Origin of the sequence: Hyphobacterium sp. (genome assembly GCF_965228115.1) — a bacterium.
Classification (GTDB): Bacteria; Pseudomonadota; Alphaproteobacteria; order Caulobacterales; family Maricaulaceae; genus Hyphobacterium.
In genome coordinates this window covers 2,030,968-2,048,028 of sequence record NZ_OZ245794.1, presented here as the reverse complement: position 1 = coordinate 2,048,028, position 17,061 = coordinate 2,030,968, and the positions used below count along the sequence as shown (strand labels likewise).

The window sequence follows — 17,061 nt, the reverse complement described above, 5'->3', positions numbered from 1 at the left end:
AGTCAATTGGTACGACTCAATCTGCCTGAGTTTGGAAAATAAGTTTTAGGCTAGGCCTCTGCGTCACCCCTACTCTTCGTCTTGTTAGCAGCGCTAAGTCCGCGCTTCGAGGATCACCTTCTCTTCGCTCGGCTGACACATTGACCAAGCCCTCGCCAAACCGGACGAACTCAAGGTTGGCAAAGCAAGCTTTTTCCAGAAGTCTCATTTCACCAGCAGGGGAGAAACCCGCAAATACGTGGAGATCATTGATCGTGAAAAGGTAGCCCGAAGGTTGGGCCTCCACATGATTAATTTCCACTCCTTCAGGTATATTGTTCTCCCTCCAAGAAAGTTCTGTCAGCCAGCGTGGGTTACCTTGGCTTGGGATGAGTAAGTAGTAGTCGGCTGTTGTGCGATCATTTTCTTGGGAGAAATCCGAAATCGCACGCCACAAATCCGATGGATTATCGACCGATACGTTTTCAAATTCCAACTCGCGACAAACTTGGCCCACAATTGGACGCGCAAGGTGTTCAGGTAATGGCTGGGCCCACCAATCCGCATCATTTCCAATCATGTTTGGTGAGAGATTTGGCACAGAAAGCGCGCCAAAATCGAACCCATTCAAATTTAGAGTGAATGGGGTATGCCGCATCTCATCGTCAACAAGCTCCGAATCGACAATCAAGAATTCATCGAAAGCTGAGAATGGAAATCGATCGGCATTCTCCGGAGACAGTTTGGAACCAGACCAAATACTGATTTGATCTAACTTCTCTTGATCGAACGCGGCCTCCAAATACGCTCTATCGCTGTCAGAGTTTAGACGTTGCTCAATGGAGGTAATGTGGTCGATCAAGTTCCGCTTCTGAGTGGCGACAATGTCAGCGTTCGTAGTGCCTAATACTGTTTGAACTACTTCATTGATGGCGTCTGTTTGCTGATCAATTGCGTTTCTCAAAGTCTCAAGAGTACGGACCAGCTGATCCCTGGATACTTGTGAATCAAGAGTTGCAAGCTGATCAGATGTATCCATGCCGATCAGCGAAGCGCTTCCCGTCGAACATGCAGACAGGATGAGTAGAAGCGCTTGCTCTTGTACTAGTGAAGGCAAGCCGTCACCTCCCCAGCCTGAGTACCCACGCATTGAGACTCGAGGAGGTTCGTCTATCTGATTTAACGAGCGGCCCAGCTTGGATAGTAACGCATGGTAGGAGGTTCCTTCTCCTTCCCAAGTCATTCCGATCCGCAGAATGCTCTCGAACCAGTCTGAGACTGAAGCTGCGCCTCTGGTTGATCCACCACGTGAGCCAGGGTCGATGGAATCATTTCGTAGTAGGTCCCGTATCGAAGCCGCCAGCGCATCGGTCGTGTGCCCTAATCGTGCTCGCTTTATGAGATGGAGCATCAACATTAGCGCGCCGTCGTTGGCATAGTTCTCAAGTGCCTTTTGGTACAATTCTTCCTCCGGCACGGGAGTGTCGATATCGAATGAATGCCTCACGATGCTTGCATCCACATCGGCAAGGAACTCACTAATCGTAAGTGTTGAGGGCGTTCGGATCAGGATATGGGAATGTCGGATATTAAAGTCTTCGACTGCACCCATCCACTTGATGACACCGTCGGCTGTCCATCTGGCAGAATCTATGTGGCCCGTCAGAGCGCCTTTGAGGCCGAGAGAAACTGTCTGACCGTAGTGTTCGTCAAACCCTGCAAATGCTTCGTTGTGGCTCACCCTCGCTGATCGGCAATGGTCAGCCCATAGCTGAATCTGGCTTTCCCAAGCGCCATAAAAATCTGCCCACAGATGCCCTACTGTCTCGCCATCAATTGTTTCCGCGCGGCTTGCGACTTCGACCCGTTTTTTTATCGTCCGCGCCAGCTGGCTTCCAAGGAAGCTGGAGATCCAAAGCGCGTCAGTGAAGGTATCACGCCTGATGTCTGCTGGAATGCGCGCAACGAGTCGGTATCCGAAATAGCAGGCGTGGTGAAATACGCGCGGACGTTCGACGGCGGTTTCTGTAATGCGGACAAGCAAGCGGCGAAGTGTTTCGATCCAAATAAATGAGTACTTTCTCGCACTGAAGAATCCCGATTGAGGGGCGCCTTCTAGCGCCGAGGACCTACCGATAGCGAGCGCAAAAGTAATTAGATCAATTGCTTCATCCGCTGTTTCTTCGAATAGCCCCTCGTCATCCGCATTAATGTGTACAAGAATATCGCTGATATACTCTCGCAAGAGCGCTTCAATCTCGTCGCTAGGCCTATCGAGTTCATCGACCAGCACGAAGCTCTGAGTCACCATTTTCTGTTGGCGCGTCGATATTTCTAAACCGGGAAACGATGATGCCAGTTTTGTTTTGGGCCTGACTATATCTCCCGGAGCGATCCAGAAAGCGTTTCGGAACCGCTCAGCTGGATGTTTCTTGACCGCTTGTTTGTGAATTTGGTGAAGAACTGACTTTAGCCTTCTGGGTTTAACGTCCACGACATTCGCATCTAGGACGTTTTCAGTGAAAATCTGCCTCGTACCCTCTGTTCGATTAAAATCGAACACCGAAAAATCGTCGTCTAAACCGCCCGGCAGGCTTTTTTCCAATTCGACGAATAATCTTCTTGTCTCAATTGTAGTGAGAATGTTGCGCCATGCAGTATTAGCTACATAGCGATTGATCATCATTCGGCGGTTTGACGGTTGAAGATACTTTATCGCCTGAGCAAGAAACCTAACGATAAGGGCTAAGTTCAATGCCGCCCAGATCAGATTTATTGATGTCAATGCTGCGTTCACTCGATCAGGGAAAAGTGAGATCGGAAGCGCTTGGATCAAAATCACAATAAGCAGCAGAACACAGGAGAATGCCGTTCCGGAAGCTTCGGTTTCGCGCAGAAAAATGCTTATCCGCCCGGAGAGACCAACCCTTCCACGGGACAAGCTGTCTGCGAGCGCAATTACAATCGGGAACACTAAGCCAATAAACGTTGCCTGGGCACCGAGGATAGCCAAATTCAATGATTGCAGGTCTCGAAAATAGTCGGTGACATTTGCCGGAGTCGACGGCCCCCAAGACAATTCAGAGACAACCAATGAGATTGCAGCGGTTAATCCATAAGCAAGTGCGACTAAGAGAAGGAAAGTGACCCTGTAGTTGTCGATCCAATGTACAAGCGCTCTGTCGGGGCCGTACCGATATCGGCGCCAGAGCGTATTTGATTGAAGTATTTTTCTGGAACGACCCAATGCTTCGCGGCGAAGACTGCCGGGAGCGATCATGGCCGCTATTCTGTTCAGAAATTCCAACGCTAATGCCTCAGTCTTACCAATGCTGAAGCGATCACTCTATAGCTGATTCTACGACTACAACCACAGCGCGGTATCGGAGACACCGTCGCCCTCGTGTACCGTGTGTGTACCGAGAGCGGTTCAAAGCGTCGTAGAAGGCCTTGGTGTTACCGTTACTTAGGTTCCAAGGTTTGGTGCCCAGGAGAAGTCAAAAGGCTCTCTACGGGCTTCTATTTCGCTCCTAGCGCCAACGGCAGCGCAGTCTCGGTATCAGTTTCAGTTCTACCGCTGTGTACCGTAGGGGTACCATGATTTATTCCGGTTGCACTAGCCGTGCTGGCGTCACTGTTACCGGTCGGAACTTTGTAAAATTTTGGAGTGAAGTGAGGTGCTTCTTGTCATCGCTCCGAAGGAGATATGGCTGAGAGCGGCTTTGGCTTATATAGTTGCGGCTCGGCTTGAAGGTGAACAATGCGAGTTCTTCTATTTTTGCTTTTTGGGTTAGCGGGCTGTGCAACAACAGATCAACATGCGGAACCAGTTCAAGCTTCCGATTTTGTGCTTCGCGGCTTTGCAGCTTTGGAAGGCGACCCGGATGAGGAAGAGGCTCAGCCGCGAGATTGGCGCGAGCAACAACGAGAACTGAGAATAGCAGAGATTGAGCTTGCATGCGGTCAGCATGCGACTTTGGCATTGGCTGAGATACCAGCCATCGGAATGACTCGTTCCTGCCTACTGGCAGCTTTCGACTACCCGGATGACATCAATCGAACCGTTACTGCTAGGGCACAACGGGAACAATGGGTCTATCGCGATTTGGAAATGTATATCTATCTGACCGATGGGATTGTGACAGCATTTCAAGATTAATTTCGTTTGCGATCAAACAGGGCCAAGAAGCGCCTTTTAGGGTGAAGCGGTCGAAAAAATGGGTTCAATGATGTTCAAAAACCCGCAGTTATACCAACCAGTGCGTGTAAAGCACTATGAAAGTGTCCGGATTTCGCAAAAACCGGACACTTTTGCTACCCAACTCTAGTTTCATTAATATATTTATTTAATTAGTAGGTAATTAAAAAAGCCAGTAAATGAAAGAGAATAAAAATTCAAAAGTGTCCGGATTTCGCAAAAACCGGACACTTTCACCCCCTATTACACGCTGTGGTATATATAAAATCGAAATAGCGTGACATTTTTACCACACTCTTTTTAGTGCTTGTGGGTGAATACTGAACTATATTGAATGAAAACACCCGCGCCTGGCCATCAATACGATGCTCCTTTCACATATTACCCACTGTGGGAACAAGAAGCACCTCACTTCACTCCAAAATTTTACAAAGTTCCGACCGGTAACAGTGACGCCAGCACGGCTAGTGCAACCGGAATAAATCATGGTACCCCTACGGTACACAGCGGTAGAACTGAAACTGATACCGAGACTGCGCTGCCGTTGGCGCTAGGAGCGAAATAGAAGCCCGTAGAGAGCCTTTTGACTTCTCCTGGGCACCATTCATCGACGCCCGCCAAAGGCGGGAAATTTGATCCGGGGGATCAAATTTGGTCGATGAATTCAGCTTTTATGTTGTTTCCGTTGCGCGCGGCCCATTTGCCAAGCAAGAACGCGACTGCTGTGGGCCGTGCTCACATGAAACGTGCTCAAGGCTGGAGCGTATAGCGGATGTCGCCTTCAGCTTCCATCTGCCTAGGCGATCCGGGGGATCGATTTGCGCAAATGAATGCCCCGGCAGGGGACTCCCCTTAAATCGACAAGCGATGACCCGGGCCCGCCAAAGGCGGGAAATTTGATCCGGGGGATCAAATTTGGTCGATGAATACAGCTTTTATGTTGTTTCCGTTGCGCGCGGCCCCGTTGCCAAACAGAGACGTTGCTGCTGTGGGCCGTGCTCACATGAAACGTGCTCAAGGCTGGGGCAATGGGTGCGTGCAGCCCCTGACTGCAAAGGCGCGGGGTTTTCCCACGCAAACACGTCAGCGGGGCCATTTTCCAAGATATTTGAGTCTTTTAGGCGGGGCCATCACACAATTTGCCCTTGTATGTCTTTCTGGCGCGTTTAAGGTTTCATTCACAAAAGTTTACCGCTGTTAATTGAGTGACAGCGAGGTGGGACTGGGGGTCTTGACATGATGCGTGTGTTTTCGAGCGGTGCGCTGCGGCGGGGCCTGATGGCTGCCAGCGCGGCTGGATTTATGGCGGTGTCGGTGTTGGGCGCAGCTCCGGCTATAGCGGCTGACAACGCAGCGGTTCAAGGCGTCTCAGCTTTCCCGCCGGGTGATGGATTATGCACAGCGGCAAACCCTACCATCGTCGGTCTGCGATTCAGAATTGACGGCACGGTTGACGATACAGGCACGGGCAATGATCGCATCGAAACCTATATTCTGGACTCCACGAACGCCGTGGTCTGGAATAATTCTGGTAACATCTCAGCCACATTAGGGGTCACATCTAGCTTCAATGCTTTTCAGCTTCAGGTTGGCACCCCGGTGGATGCGCCTTTCACCGCTATCGTTGTAGACAGCACCGTCACTGGCAAAATTTTTGCGCCCGGCGAAGTCGTGAATTTGAGCGATGCGCGAATTTTGGCGTCGGGCAATGTCGATATGAACTCCGTCGATTCTGACTGCCCCGGTGGGCAGCCTCCAGACACCACCCCGCCAACGGTGGCCACCGTCCTTCGCAACAATCCGGCTGTCGAGACGACCGATGCCGACACGCTGACCTGGCGCGTGACGTTCTCGGAAACCGTCCAGAATGTGAATGCCGCCGATTTCACAGCCAATGGGACATCCGGCACGGTTTCCAACGTCAACACTCTGTCAGGCGCGGCATATGATGTCACCGTCTCGGGCGGCGACTTGGCTGGCCTCGTAAACACCGTTGTTTCGCTCGGGTTCGCGGGCGGTCAGAATATTCAGGATGCGGCCGGCAATGCGCTCGTCAACACGACGCCCGGCACCAATCAGACCTATACAGTCAATAATGTCGTCGACACGACGCCCCCAACAGTCGCGCTCACAACCGCTACACCCTCACCGACCAACGCGCCGTTCACCGTGACGGCGACCTTCTCTGAGGATGTGACCGGGTTTGATGTCAGTGACCTGAATGTGGGGAATGGGGCAGCGTCGAATTTCCAGACGACCAGTGCCAGCGTCTACACCGCAACAATTACACCCGCGGCCGATGGAGCGGTCACCGTCGATGTGGCCGCCAGTGCGGCTCAAGATGGCGCCAATAATGCCAGCACGGCTGCGACACAGCTTTCGGTCAACTTTGATGGAACCGCACCGACCGCCACCATCAGTTCCACGGCAAGCGGAACTGTGGGCGGTGCCTTTGATATAACTGTTACCTTCTCTGAGGACGTCGCCGGATTCACCCAGGGCGAGATCGCCGTCGGGAATGGTGCGGTTTCGAATTTCCAGCAGACCAGCGGGAGCACCTATACTGCAACCATCACGCCTGCCGCGGACGGCCAAGTGACGGTTGATGTCGCAGCAGCGGTCGCGACCGATGCGGCGGGCAATGACAATACAGCGGCCACTCAGTTCACCATCACCAAGGTTTCCGATGCGACACCGCCGAGTGTGACGCTGAGCACCTCTGCCACGTCTCCCGTCAATGGTCCGTTTGACGTCACGGCGACGTTCTCGGAAGACGTCACCGGGTTTGATGGAAGCGATCTTCAAGTCACCAATGGCACGGCGTCTAACCTGCAGATGACGAGTGCCAGCGTGTACACAGCGACCATCACACCGACGGCTGATGGCAATGTTGTGGTCAACATCCCGGCGGGCGCGGCGCAGGATGCGGCGTCGAACGCAAGTCTGGCTGCAACGCCTGTTACAATTGCGTTCGACGGAACAGCCCCGACCGTCACCTTGACTTCCGGCTCGACCGATCCGGTGTCTGGCACCTTCACGATCACGGCAACCTTTTCGGAAGACGTGACAGGATTTGAAGTGGGCGAGTTCACAATCGGGAACGGTGCGGCGTCGAACTTCAATGCTGTCAGCGCAACGGTCTATACGGCCACGATTACGCCTGCAGGCGATGGCCAGGTGACGGTCGATGTGGCCCCCGGGGTTGCAGCGGATGCCGCCGGCAACGCCAATACAGCAGCCACCCAGTTTACCATTACGAATGATCAGACCGCACCCGTGCCGACCCTCACCCTGCCCGGTGCGACCACTGAGGGCCCATTCACCGCAACATTCGCCTTTTCAGAGGATGTGACCGGTTTTGATCTGTCCGACATCTCTGTCGCGAATGGCGCGGCATCCGGATTTGTGATGGCAAATGCCCGGTCTTATTCGGCAACCATTACGCCCGACACTGTTGGTCAGCTTACTGTCTCTCTTGCGGCGAATGCGGCTCAGGACGGGGCGGGGAACGCCTCAACAGCGGCCAGTGAAAGCCTGAATGTCGTCTTCCCGAGCACAAACAGCAATCTGAACCTGGCTGGCAATGTAATTGATCCGACGAGCGTGAACGCTTCGGTAAACCTGACAAACCCGGGCAGCCAGGCGATCGGTTATTCGGCGGCCTCTGATGTGGCGTGGGCCACAGCTACACCTGCAAGCGGAACCATTCCTGGCAGCGGGGCGCTGAATCTCAGCATTGGCCTGACGGCCGCAGCAGACCAGCTCTCGCCAGGTGTCCACAACGGCACGATTACCGTATCCAGCACGGCGCCTGCCGCGACGATAGCCACGATTCCGGTTCAGGTGACGGTCGCGCCGCGGTTTGGAACCATCCAGATCGTGGCCACCACACCCGGCGGCTTGCAAGGCGATAACACTTTTACCTATGCCTCCGCAGACGCGGACCTTGGCGGGCTGTCGCTGACCACGTCAGGCGGAACAGCCTCCTCGGCGAGCTTCCGCAAGACCTTCGGTACTTATGACATCACACAGAGCCTGCCGGTTGGCTGGGAACTCGATAGCCTGACCTGTGCCGGCGATACTGACGGAGGGTCGGTCATCAACGCCACGACGGGCCGGGCCGATATTGATCTGGATGCCAATGAGACGATTGTCTGCACCTTCGTCAACTCGCGCGATGATGCGGCTGTACGGTTGGCCACCTCGCGCGCCATCAACAACTACCTTGTTCGCCGCGGCGACCGCATCCTGAGTGCTCAACCCGACATCGCCAGCCGTTTGCGGGCCCGCAACGAGATGCGTCCGGGCAACTTTACGGCCGATGCGTCGCGAGGCGAAATTCGTGTGGCCATGAATGGCAGCCTGTCTGGCCTGATCAACCATGCTCAGTCCAACCGCGCCCAGATGCCAGGGGACGCTGCCCAGCAAGCCTCGCGTTTTGATGCCTGGTTTGCAGCTGATTATTCCAGCCTGTCAGATGACCGGGCTGGCGATAGCGCAGAGAGTGAGTTTGGCATTCTGCAGTTTGGCTTCGACTTTGCGCTTGATGACCAAACAGTGCTGGGCGTCATGATCCAGCGAGACTGGATGGATGAAACTCAGGAGACGATCGCAACAGCCGCTGGCGGCATTGCCCCGGCACAGATCGATGGCGCGGGCTGGATGGCGGGCCCCTATCTTGCTCACCAGATGGACAATGGTGTTATCGTCGATGTCCTGGCACTCTTCGGGCAGTCGGATAACGACATCAACCCGCTGGGTTTTTACACCGATAGCTTCGAGACCAACCGCTACCTGCTACGCGCCAACATCTCTGGTGAATGGGTCGATGGCCCCTGGCGGGTGCGCCCCAGCGCCTCGATCAGCCATTTCGAGGAAACCCAGGAGACTTACACCGATAGCCTGGGCATCGTTATCCCCGAGCAATCCGTCTCCATTGGCCGCTTCACAGCCGGTCCAGAGGTGGCCTATCGCACGGAACTGGAACAAGGAGGTTATTGGGAAGTTCATGGTCAGCTGAACGCCAATTTCGACTATAATCCGGCGAGCCTGATGGACCAGAATGGCCGCGTCTTCGACACTGGCCAGTTCCGCGCTGACGCAGCGCTCGGTGTTCGCAGCCAGTTCAATGGTGGGGCTGTGGCCAGCTTCGAGGTTAATCTTTCCGGCTTCGGGGAAGATGATTTCGAGGCGACTGGCGCGCGCTTTGAAATCCGTGTTCCATTCGGGGGGTAAGGGCCACGCCAATCAACCCATAGCGTCTGTAAATCGTCGATCCTCAATCGTCCCGTACGTTGACCTGCCCCCACCCCTAAAAGGGGGGGCATGGCTTGCGAACAGGGCCACAAGACGCAAGGTCTGCACCTCCGTCTCGCTCATTACGCCTGTAATAGCCCGCCTGCAGATGAATGAAGCGCAGTTTGAAGCCGGCGTGTTCGGCTGCAAAGGCGTGCTCTATTATCACTGGTCGCTGGCAGACTGCACCAGCCAGTTGAATCCTTTCATACATGATTTCAGAAAATTAAGCCCGATCGGCGCGCTGCCTATTGAGCAAAGCGAACTCAGCCGGATGAAAATCTGGGTCGTAATGGAGGCGGTCAATCGCTACCGGATGCTGAAACAGATCCTCATTGAGTATGATGCGACGTTCGCGACTTTTGTTGAAACCCGCGACCCCACGCGCTTCCGCGATTTTCTCATCAAGGCGCCGGCCATCTTCCAGCGGATCGGCCAGCATATTTCTTCCATCAACCATGTCTGCACGTATTGGAAATTCCACACTAAGGGCGAGCCTTTCTCACTGAGCGGGACGGAGGCCTATGATGTGTTGCGGAATTTCAAGACCAGCCTGACCTATCGCAGCGAAAACGAAACCGGTGAGGCGCTGGCGGTTTAGCCCGCTTCCTTCAGCCACTTCCTTGCCTCGCTCATATCAGAGAAGAATTTTACATCGATGCCGTCATTGAACGCGGCGGCTTCGATCAACATGAAGTGCCTGGCAAACATGTCTTCCGGCGCGAGATAGGCAAATCGGGCTGACTTTCCCGCCGCGCGGCCAATCCGGCGCACTTCATCCATCAAGACGACCGGCGAGAACACAGGAATGGCTTCGCCAAGGTTATACAAAAGGCGGCGGGCGCCGGATTCGATATATTCAATAATATAGTCAGCAGACTCGATAGCAAAATCGAGATCTATTTCGCCGCTGAATTGTGCAATCAGTATGTCGTTTTCAAGATTGTCGAAAACGACTCGTCCGTTTGTTTTGCTTGCATGATACACTTTCGCCATTTTTAAAACTATAGGTTATTTCGACCGCAATTTCCACATAAACATTAATTCGTCTTCTGGATTGGAATAAAATATTGGCTCGAACCCGCACCGTGCCGGCAACTTGTTGCCAGGCGCCAAGCGGGTTAGACGGAGCAAAAGACACAAGGACTCGAGAATGAGCGTTCATTTTCACAAGGGCGATTTGGCCGACGGCATAGATTTTGGCGAAGCCGTCGCGGTGGACACCGAAACCCAGGGGCTTTCGCTGGTGCGCGACCAGTTGTGTGTCGTGCAGCTTTCCGCCGGAGACGGCGAAGCCCATGTCGTGCAAATGAATCGCGGCAGCTATGAATGCCCAAATCTGAAACGCCTTCTGGCAGATCCCGGCATTGAGAAAATTCTGCATTTTGCGCGGTTTGATGTGGCGATGATCAGAAAATATCTCGGCATCACTTTGGCCCCTGTCTTTTGCACCAAGATCGCTTCAAAGCTCACCCGGACATACACCGATCGCCACGGGCTGAAAGACGTTACGCGCGAACTGCTGGGCGTTGAATTGTCGAAACAACAGCAGAGCTCTGACTGGGGGGCGCCGGAGCTAAGTGACGCCCAGCTGGCATATGCGGCGTCGGATGTCCTTCATCTGCATGCGTTACGCGCAAAGCAAACGGAAACACTGATCCGTGAAGGCCGGCTCGATCTTGCGCGCGCCTGTTTTGATTTTCTTCCCGTTCGCGCCGAGCTTGATTTGCTCGGCTGGGACGAGACCGATATTTTCGCACACAGCTAGGTGCGCCTGCCGTAAACCTGCCACTTCAGCCGGCCAGAACCTGATTGATGACCAGCACAACCGCCGATCTGTCCCCCTTACAACCGACTGCCCATGCGGTCTGGGAACCGCGGCGCGCCACCACGCTGGCCGCCGCCCGCAAACGCACAGCGTTCGTGCGGGCCTTGCGCTATGGCCTGGTTGGACTGGCCGGACTGATCGTAGCCGGGCTGGTCGTGCAAATCCTGATGCGCGCCTTTGGCGGGGAGACGCTGGAACCGGTGACGGTCAGCGAGGATGCCCGGATGATCAATCCGCGCTTTACCGGGCGGGATGAAAGCGGCGCGCCCTATATTGTGACGGCCGATGCCGCGGTTCGCCGCCGCGGAGGTGAAGCGCACATTACCGAGCTGGAATCGCCTCAGCTGGATTATGATCTCATCGCAGCGGACCAGGAAGCCGAGGGTGTTCTGGCGCGCTCGGGGCTGTTTGATTCCGAGGCCCGGACGCTGGACCTGATGGCCAATGTTCAGTTCACCACGCGCTCGGGATACGAGTTTCTGGCCGAGCATGCCCGTGTCTTCTTGTCGGAGGACCGGGTCCTCGGCGAAAGCGCTGTTGAAGGGGATGGTCCGATGGGCACAATCCGCGCCGATGGGTATGAAATACTGGACGGCGGCGACCGGGTCGTGTTCACAGGGAATGTGCGCACGCATATCCGCAATGAAGCCGGCTCGGGAGGCCAGCCATGACACTACGACTGATCCTTTCCTTTTTTGCCGCGCTCCTTCTAGGCGGGCCCGCGCTGGCGCAAATCGGCAGTCAGGGCGGACCATTGGATATTTCTGCTGAACGGCTGGAAACATTTGACCAGGAACGCCGCGCGGTCTTCACGGGGAATGTGGACGCCGCGCAGGGAGATGCCAATCTGCGCTCGGACCGGCTGGAAGTGTTTTTTGCCAACCGGGCCGGTGGGAATGAGGCTGGCGCCAGCTGGGGCGAGGTCGAACGGGTTATTGCCACCGGCGAAGTTTTCTATGTGACGCCGGACGAGGTCGCCCGCGGCGAAAGAGCGGTCTATCAATTGACCGACGAAACCATTGTCATGACCGGAAATGTTGTGCTCCGGCGCGGTGAGAATGTCATTACAGGGGCCTGTCTGGTTGTCGATCTGACGACGAATAACTCCCAGATCAATGCGCCGTCCTGCACAGGCGAAGCGGTGGCAAGCTCGAACGGCAATGATGGCCGTGTTCGCGCCATTCTCAATCCCGAGCGGAATAATGATCCTGATGATGAGGATGCAGAAGGGTGAGCCTTGCAGAAGACATGACCGCAGGCGAAGCCCGGCCGGTTTCGCAACCGGCAGAAGGGCTGGTTGTCGACAAAATCGGCAAGTCCTACCGCAAACGTCCGGTCGTCAAAGGCGTCTCGTTACGCTTGAAGCGGGGCGAGGTGGCCGGCTTGCTGGGACCGAACGGCGCGGGCAAGACCACCTGTTTTTATATGATCACCGGGCTCGTCGAGGCCGATTACGGCCAGATCCTGCTGGATGGCGAGGATATCACCCGGCTGCCCATGTATCAGCGCGCCAGGCTGGGTATTGGTTACTTGCCGCAGGAAGCGTCCATTTTCCGCGGACTTTCCGTGAAAGACAACATCATGGCGGTGGCCGAGATTGTTGAACGCGATAAGGCCAAGCGCAAGGAAACCGTCGGCCAGCTTCTTGAAGAGCTCCGGATCTCGCACCTGGCCGATGCCAGCGCCCTGTCCTTGTCAGGCGGAGAGCGGCGCCGGGTGGAAATTGCCCGGGCCCTGGCCACCCGGCCGTCCTTCATGTTGCTGGACGAACCCTTTGCCGGGATTGACCCGCTGGCCATCACCGACATTCGCGATCTCATCTGGTTCCTGAAAAACAGGGGCATCGGCATTCTGATCACCGATCATAATGTTCGGGAAACGCTGGAGATCACCGACCGCGCCACCATCATTCACGAGGGCGAGGTTCTGTTCGAAGGCTCGCCGGCGGAAATCCGCGCTGATCCCGATGTCCGCCGCGTTTATCTCGGTGAAAGCTTTGGCTGATTAACTCCGCTCTGAAGATATCAGAGTGGAGGCGCCCCTTTGGCGGGACTTCATCAAAAACTGGAAATGCGGCAGGGCCAGTCACTGGTCATGACCCCGCAATTGCAGCAGGCTATCAAGCTGCTGCAGCTCTCCAATATCGAGCTGACCGCATTCGTTGAGGAAGAGCTCGAGAAAAATCCGTTACTTGAACGCGATGAACGTGCAGAAGAACCGGAAACCGTCCAGCTGAAAGAAGAAGGCTCCCGCAAAGAATTGGAGCTGGATGGATCCGCGCATGCAGAAGCGGCTGATGCCGTGGATGCAGACGCCGATGTGCTGAATACGTCGGATTCCAAAGCCGATATGGCCGGAACCGATCCGGGCATGAGCGCCAACTGGACCAGCGCAAGCCGGGGCGGGTCGTTTGACGACGGCGATTATGACGCTGCCGCCAATGCGAGCCGGGAAAAATCCCTGCCGGAACACTTGCACGACCAGCTAACCCTGGCCGGTCTGGAGCCTGTCGCGCGGATGATCGCGGCGCATCTGATCGATCTGGCCGATGACGATGGCTATATGCGCGCCGATCTTGATGAGGTCGCGGCACGCTTGGGCGTTGAACGCGGCGCGGTTGAGTCCGCGCTGGCCACACTGCATGGCTTTGAGCCCGCAGGCATTCTCGCGCGGGATCTGCCGGAGTGCCTGGCGCTCCAACTAAAAGACCGCGACCGGCTGGATCCGGCCATGGCAAAATTGCTCGACCATCTCGATCGGTTGGCCAAGCATGATTATGCCGCTTTGCAATCTATCTGCGGTGTCGATGCGGACGATCTCGACGATATGATTGCCGAGCTACGCGCACTGACACCCAAGCCGGGCCTGGCGTATGGAGTGGATAACAGCCGCGCCATCGAACCGGATGTTTTCGTTCGCGAGAATCCCGATGGCAGCTGGCGGATTGAACTGAATACAGACACGCTGCCTCGCGTGCTGGTCAACCAGTCCTATGCTGCGGAAATCAGCGCGGTGGCCCGCAGTGAGGCGGACAAGACCTTTGTGACCGAATGCGCCCAGAATGCGAGTTGGTTGGTGAAATCATTGGACCAACGGGCGCGGACTATTCTGAAAGTCGCCTCGGAGATCGTGCGTCAGCAGGATTTGTTCATGGCGAAGGGTGTAGCCTTCCTTAGGCCATTGAATCTGAAAACGGTGGCCGATGCGATCGAAATGCACGAATCCACCGTCAGCCGGGTGACCTCGAACAAATATGTCGCGACACCGCGCGGCTTGTTCGAACTGAAGTACTTCTTTACGTCAGCTATTCCGTCAGCTGGCGGAGGAGAGGCACATTCCGCTGAAGCTGTGCGGTTCCGGGTCAAGGCGCTGATCGATTGTGAAACGCTCGACGACATTATGTCCGACGATGCGTTGGTCGAGCGGTTGCGGGCGGAAGGCATCGATATCGCCCGCCGAACGGTCGCGAAATATCGTGAGGCCATGAATATTCCGTCTTCAATTCAGCGCCGGCGGATGCTGAAGCGCGCCAGCTGATACCCACAATTGCGCCGAGATTGACATTTCCCTTCACGTCAATAGTTTCCGCCCGCTGTTTTTCGAGGTCGCCAGTCGCGCAATCCAAATCCATGTGCTAAACTAGAGCAAGAGATGCAAATACAGTTTGTTTCCAAAGGTATAGATGTTTCGGACGCACTCCGCGAGGAGATGACGGGCCGGGTCGAAGATGCCGTCGCCAAGTATTTCAGCCGTCCGTGCGAAGCCTATGTGGCTGTCTCACGCGAGGGGGTTGGCTTTCGGGTCATGCTCTCCCTGCACCTGCCGTCGGGTGTGATGCTTCAGGCGCAGGGCGATGATGGCGATGCCTACAAAGCCGCCGACAAGGCCTCCGAGCACCTTGAGAAGCGGTTGCGCCGATACAAGCGGAAGCTGAAAAATCATCACAATGAGAACAAATCGGAATTGCCGGCAGAAACAACACCGATCACGGTATTTCAGGGTCGGCCCGAGGCTGATCTCGATGATGAAACCGAAGGCGCTGGCGATGAACCCGTTATTGTGGCGGAAACGCCGGGCGAAATGCGGGCGATGACGGCAGGGATGGCGGTTCTGGAACTGGAAGCCGCTGGCGCTCCATTCCTCATTTTCCGTAATATCGCGCACAACGGGGTAAATATTGTGTACCGGCGCCCGGATGGGCATGTCGGCTGGATTGACCCCGACCGCGACAAATAAAGCTGGCAGACAACTGCTTTTCAGGTTAAGGCGCGCCGCGCTTTGAGCCGAGATGATCTGGACCTTTTTGATATGGCCCTTTCCGATTTAATTCCGCCCGAGTCCGTTCTCGGGATGCTGAACGCCTCCAACCGGAAGCAGGCGCTGCAAATGTTGAGCGAAGCAGCGGCCGCCAAACTTGGAATGGATTCCCGGATCATTTTTGATGCGGTGATGGACCGGGAGCGCCTTGGGTCCACTGGCGTGGGTGATGGCGTGGCCATTCCGCATGCGCGGCTTGAAGGCTTACCGCACGTCTTTGGATTGTTCGCCCGGCTAAAAAGCCCGGTTGATTTCGATTCGATTGATGGCCGTCCGATCGATCTGGTTTTCCTGCTCCTGGCCCCGCAGGATTCCAGCGCAGAGCATCTAAAAGCGCTGGCTCGCGTTTCGCGGGTTTTTCGGCGGGAAGATATCCGCGAAGGCCTGCGTACAACGGAAACCCGTGACGGCATGGCGGCCCTGCTCACACGTGAAATGGATTCTAACGCGGCCTAGCCGAGCGCTCGCGGAATACGCGGCAGGCCGAGCTCACACTCCAGATTTTTCCGGTCCCAATTACCCAGATTGGCGGCCCCTTCGTATGTCTCATGAAGGAAGGTGAGCAGTGTTCCTTCTGGGTCGTCCGTTGTCCGAACGGCTTCGTATGGCAGAATGAATTCGCCAAGCGCCTCGTGAAAATATGCGCCGTCCACACTCATGGGCGTGTCAGAAAAGCCGTCTGGCGACGGATAGGCGTAGGAATAGAAAGCCGCTTCCTCGATCCCATTTCCACCCGGCCAGAAGCCCGCTGAAGACACCTCATGAGAATACGCTTCGCGCGTAACAGCGTCGGGCAGGGCCGGAAATCCTCCGGGATGCAAGGGCGCATCTCGGCCAGAAAATCGTGTGACCGCGAGATCGCTCGCGCCCCAGAAAAAGTGCACCGGGCTGGCTTTGCCCAGAAACCCGGTCCGGAAGTGTTTGAACACGGCATCAATCGACACCATGGCCCGCCAGAAATCAGCCGCTGCCTCGGCGTTGTAGGGCGAGATTTCCTTTTGTTGGTCGAAGGGTACCGGATCGGGCACCTCATTCGGCGCACCGTGAAAATCCGTTGGCGCATCGAGGGCCTCTAGCAGGCCAATGAAACGGGCATGAAAGTCCGCCACCGGCATGGCTTCCAGCTTCATGCTGGCGGAGCGCCCATCGGCCGATTGCACAATCAATTGATGGTCGACGAAATCAAACACCACTTCAAAACTGCCCTCGGGGGCATGCACGATGGACGTCGTGAGCCCGCGCGCGTTCACATAGTAAGTCGCTTGCCAGGAGTGGTTCTGCCAGGGCGTCTGCGCAAGGCGAAACTTGCCCACAATCTGGAACCACATGTGAAGCGTCGCACCCGTCGGGGCGAAACGCGCATAGGGAATATCAGGCCACAAGGTCATGCAGACACCCTATGCCGCGCGGGCCGGCCCCGGAAGCGTTCGGACCGGAGAAGTCT

Annotated in this window: 13 protein-coding genes; 10 read left to right on the top strand and 3 right to left on the bottom strand. The window is 55.7% G+C overall.

The features are described 5' to 3' along the window. Positions 1 to 16: 16 nt before the first annotated feature. Entirely contained in the window at positions 17 to 3,259 is a 3,243-nt protein-coding gene (locus ACO079_RS10615; RefSeq protein WP_421789864.1) for a hypothetical protein, read from the bottom strand. Between the two features lie 480 nt (positions 3,260 to 3,739). On the opposite strand from ACO079_RS10615, the gene ACO079_RS10610 reads away from it, so the two are divergent. From ACO079_RS10610 to ACO079_RS10600, 3 genes are all read left to right on the top strand, one after another. Further along, positions 3,740 to 4,138 (top strand): hypothetical protein, encoded by a 399-nt coding sequence (locus ACO079_RS10610; protein WP_421789862.1) that lies wholly within the window; start codon positions 3,740 to 3,742, stop codon positions 4,136 to 4,138. 1,275 nt (positions 4,139 to 5,413) lie between these two features. Then, the gene (locus ACO079_RS10605) at positions 5,414 to 9,412 is read left to right on the top strand and encodes an Ig-like domain-containing protein (RefSeq protein ID WP_421789861.1); all 3,999 of its coding nucleotides are present in this window, start codon (positions 5,414 to 5,416) and stop codon (positions 9,410 to 9,412) included. Positions 9,413 to 9,581: 169 nt separating this feature from the next. After that, positions 9,582 to 10,073: a hypothetical protein gene (locus tag ACO079_RS10600; RefSeq protein ID WP_421789859.1), complete on the top strand. Its 492-nt coding sequence runs from the start codon at positions 9,582 to 9,584 to the stop codon at positions 10,071 to 10,073. Here ACO079_RS10600 and ACO079_RS10595 read toward each other — a convergent pair. Continuing rightward, positions 10,070 to 10,468, bottom strand: coding sequence for a hypothetical protein (locus ACO079_RS10595; RefSeq protein WP_421789857.1), 399 nt, complete (start codon positions 10,466 to 10,468; stop codon positions 10,070 to 10,072). The two genes, ACO079_RS10600 and ACO079_RS10595, sit on opposite strands and share 4 nt — an antisense overlap. Before the next feature lie 157 nt (positions 10,469 to 10,625). On the opposite strand from ACO079_RS10595, the gene ACO079_RS10590 reads away from it, so the two are divergent. From ACO079_RS10590 to ptsN, 7 genes are all read left to right on the top strand, one after another. After that, entirely contained in the window at positions 10,626 to 11,240 is a 615-nt protein-coding gene (locus ACO079_RS10590; protein WP_421789855.1) for a ribonuclease D, read from the top strand. A 47-nt stretch (positions 11,241 to 11,287) separates the two neighbouring features. Continuing rightward, the gene (lptC, locus tag ACO079_RS10585) at positions 11,288 to 11,971 is read left to right on the top strand and encodes an LPS export ABC transporter periplasmic protein LptC (RefSeq protein ID WP_421789853.1); all 684 of its coding nucleotides are present in this window, start codon (positions 11,288 to 11,290) and stop codon (positions 11,969 to 11,971) included. Beyond that, on the top strand, positions 11,968 to 12,534 hold the full coding sequence (locus tag ACO079_RS10580; protein ID WP_421789851.1) for an LptA/OstA family protein: 567 nt from the start codon (positions 11,968 to 11,970) through the stop codon (positions 12,532 to 12,534). Before lptC ends, ACO079_RS10580 begins: the two co-directional genes overlap by 4 nt. A gap of 14 nt (positions 12,535 to 12,548) precedes the next feature. After that, the gene (lptB, locus tag ACO079_RS10575; RefSeq protein WP_421792950.1) at positions 12,549 to 13,304 is read left to right on the top strand and encodes an LPS export ABC transporter ATP-binding protein; all 756 of its coding nucleotides are present in this window, start codon (positions 12,549 to 12,551) and stop codon (positions 13,302 to 13,304) included. 39 nt (positions 13,305 to 13,343) lie between these two features. Beyond that, positions 13,344 to 14,837, top strand: coding sequence for an RNA polymerase factor sigma-54 (gene rpoN, locus ACO079_RS10570; RefSeq protein ID WP_421789849.1), 1,494 nt, complete (start codon positions 13,344 to 13,346; stop codon positions 14,835 to 14,837). Positions 14,838 to 14,951: 114 nt separating this feature from the next. Further along, positions 14,952 to 15,536, top strand: coding sequence for a ribosome hibernation-promoting factor, HPF/YfiA family (hpf, locus tag ACO079_RS10565; RefSeq protein ID WP_421789847.1), 585 nt, complete (start codon positions 14,952 to 14,954; stop codon positions 15,534 to 15,536). Positions 15,537 to 15,608: 72 nt separating this feature from the next. Next, positions 15,609 to 16,073: a PTS IIA-like nitrogen regulatory protein PtsN gene (gene ptsN / locus ACO079_RS10560; RefSeq protein WP_421792948.1), complete on the top strand. Its 465-nt coding sequence runs from the start codon at positions 15,609 to 15,611 to the stop codon at positions 16,071 to 16,073. On the opposite strand, the gene ACO079_RS10555 is transcribed toward ptsN, so the two are convergent. Next, complete coding sequence (locus ACO079_RS10555; RefSeq protein ID WP_421789845.1) at positions 16,070 to 17,005, bottom strand: DUF5996 family protein; 936 nt, start codon at positions 17,003 to 17,005, stop codon at positions 16,070 to 16,072. The genes ptsN and ACO079_RS10555 overlap by 4 nt on opposite strands. Positions 17,006 to 17,061: the final 56 nt, after the last annotated feature.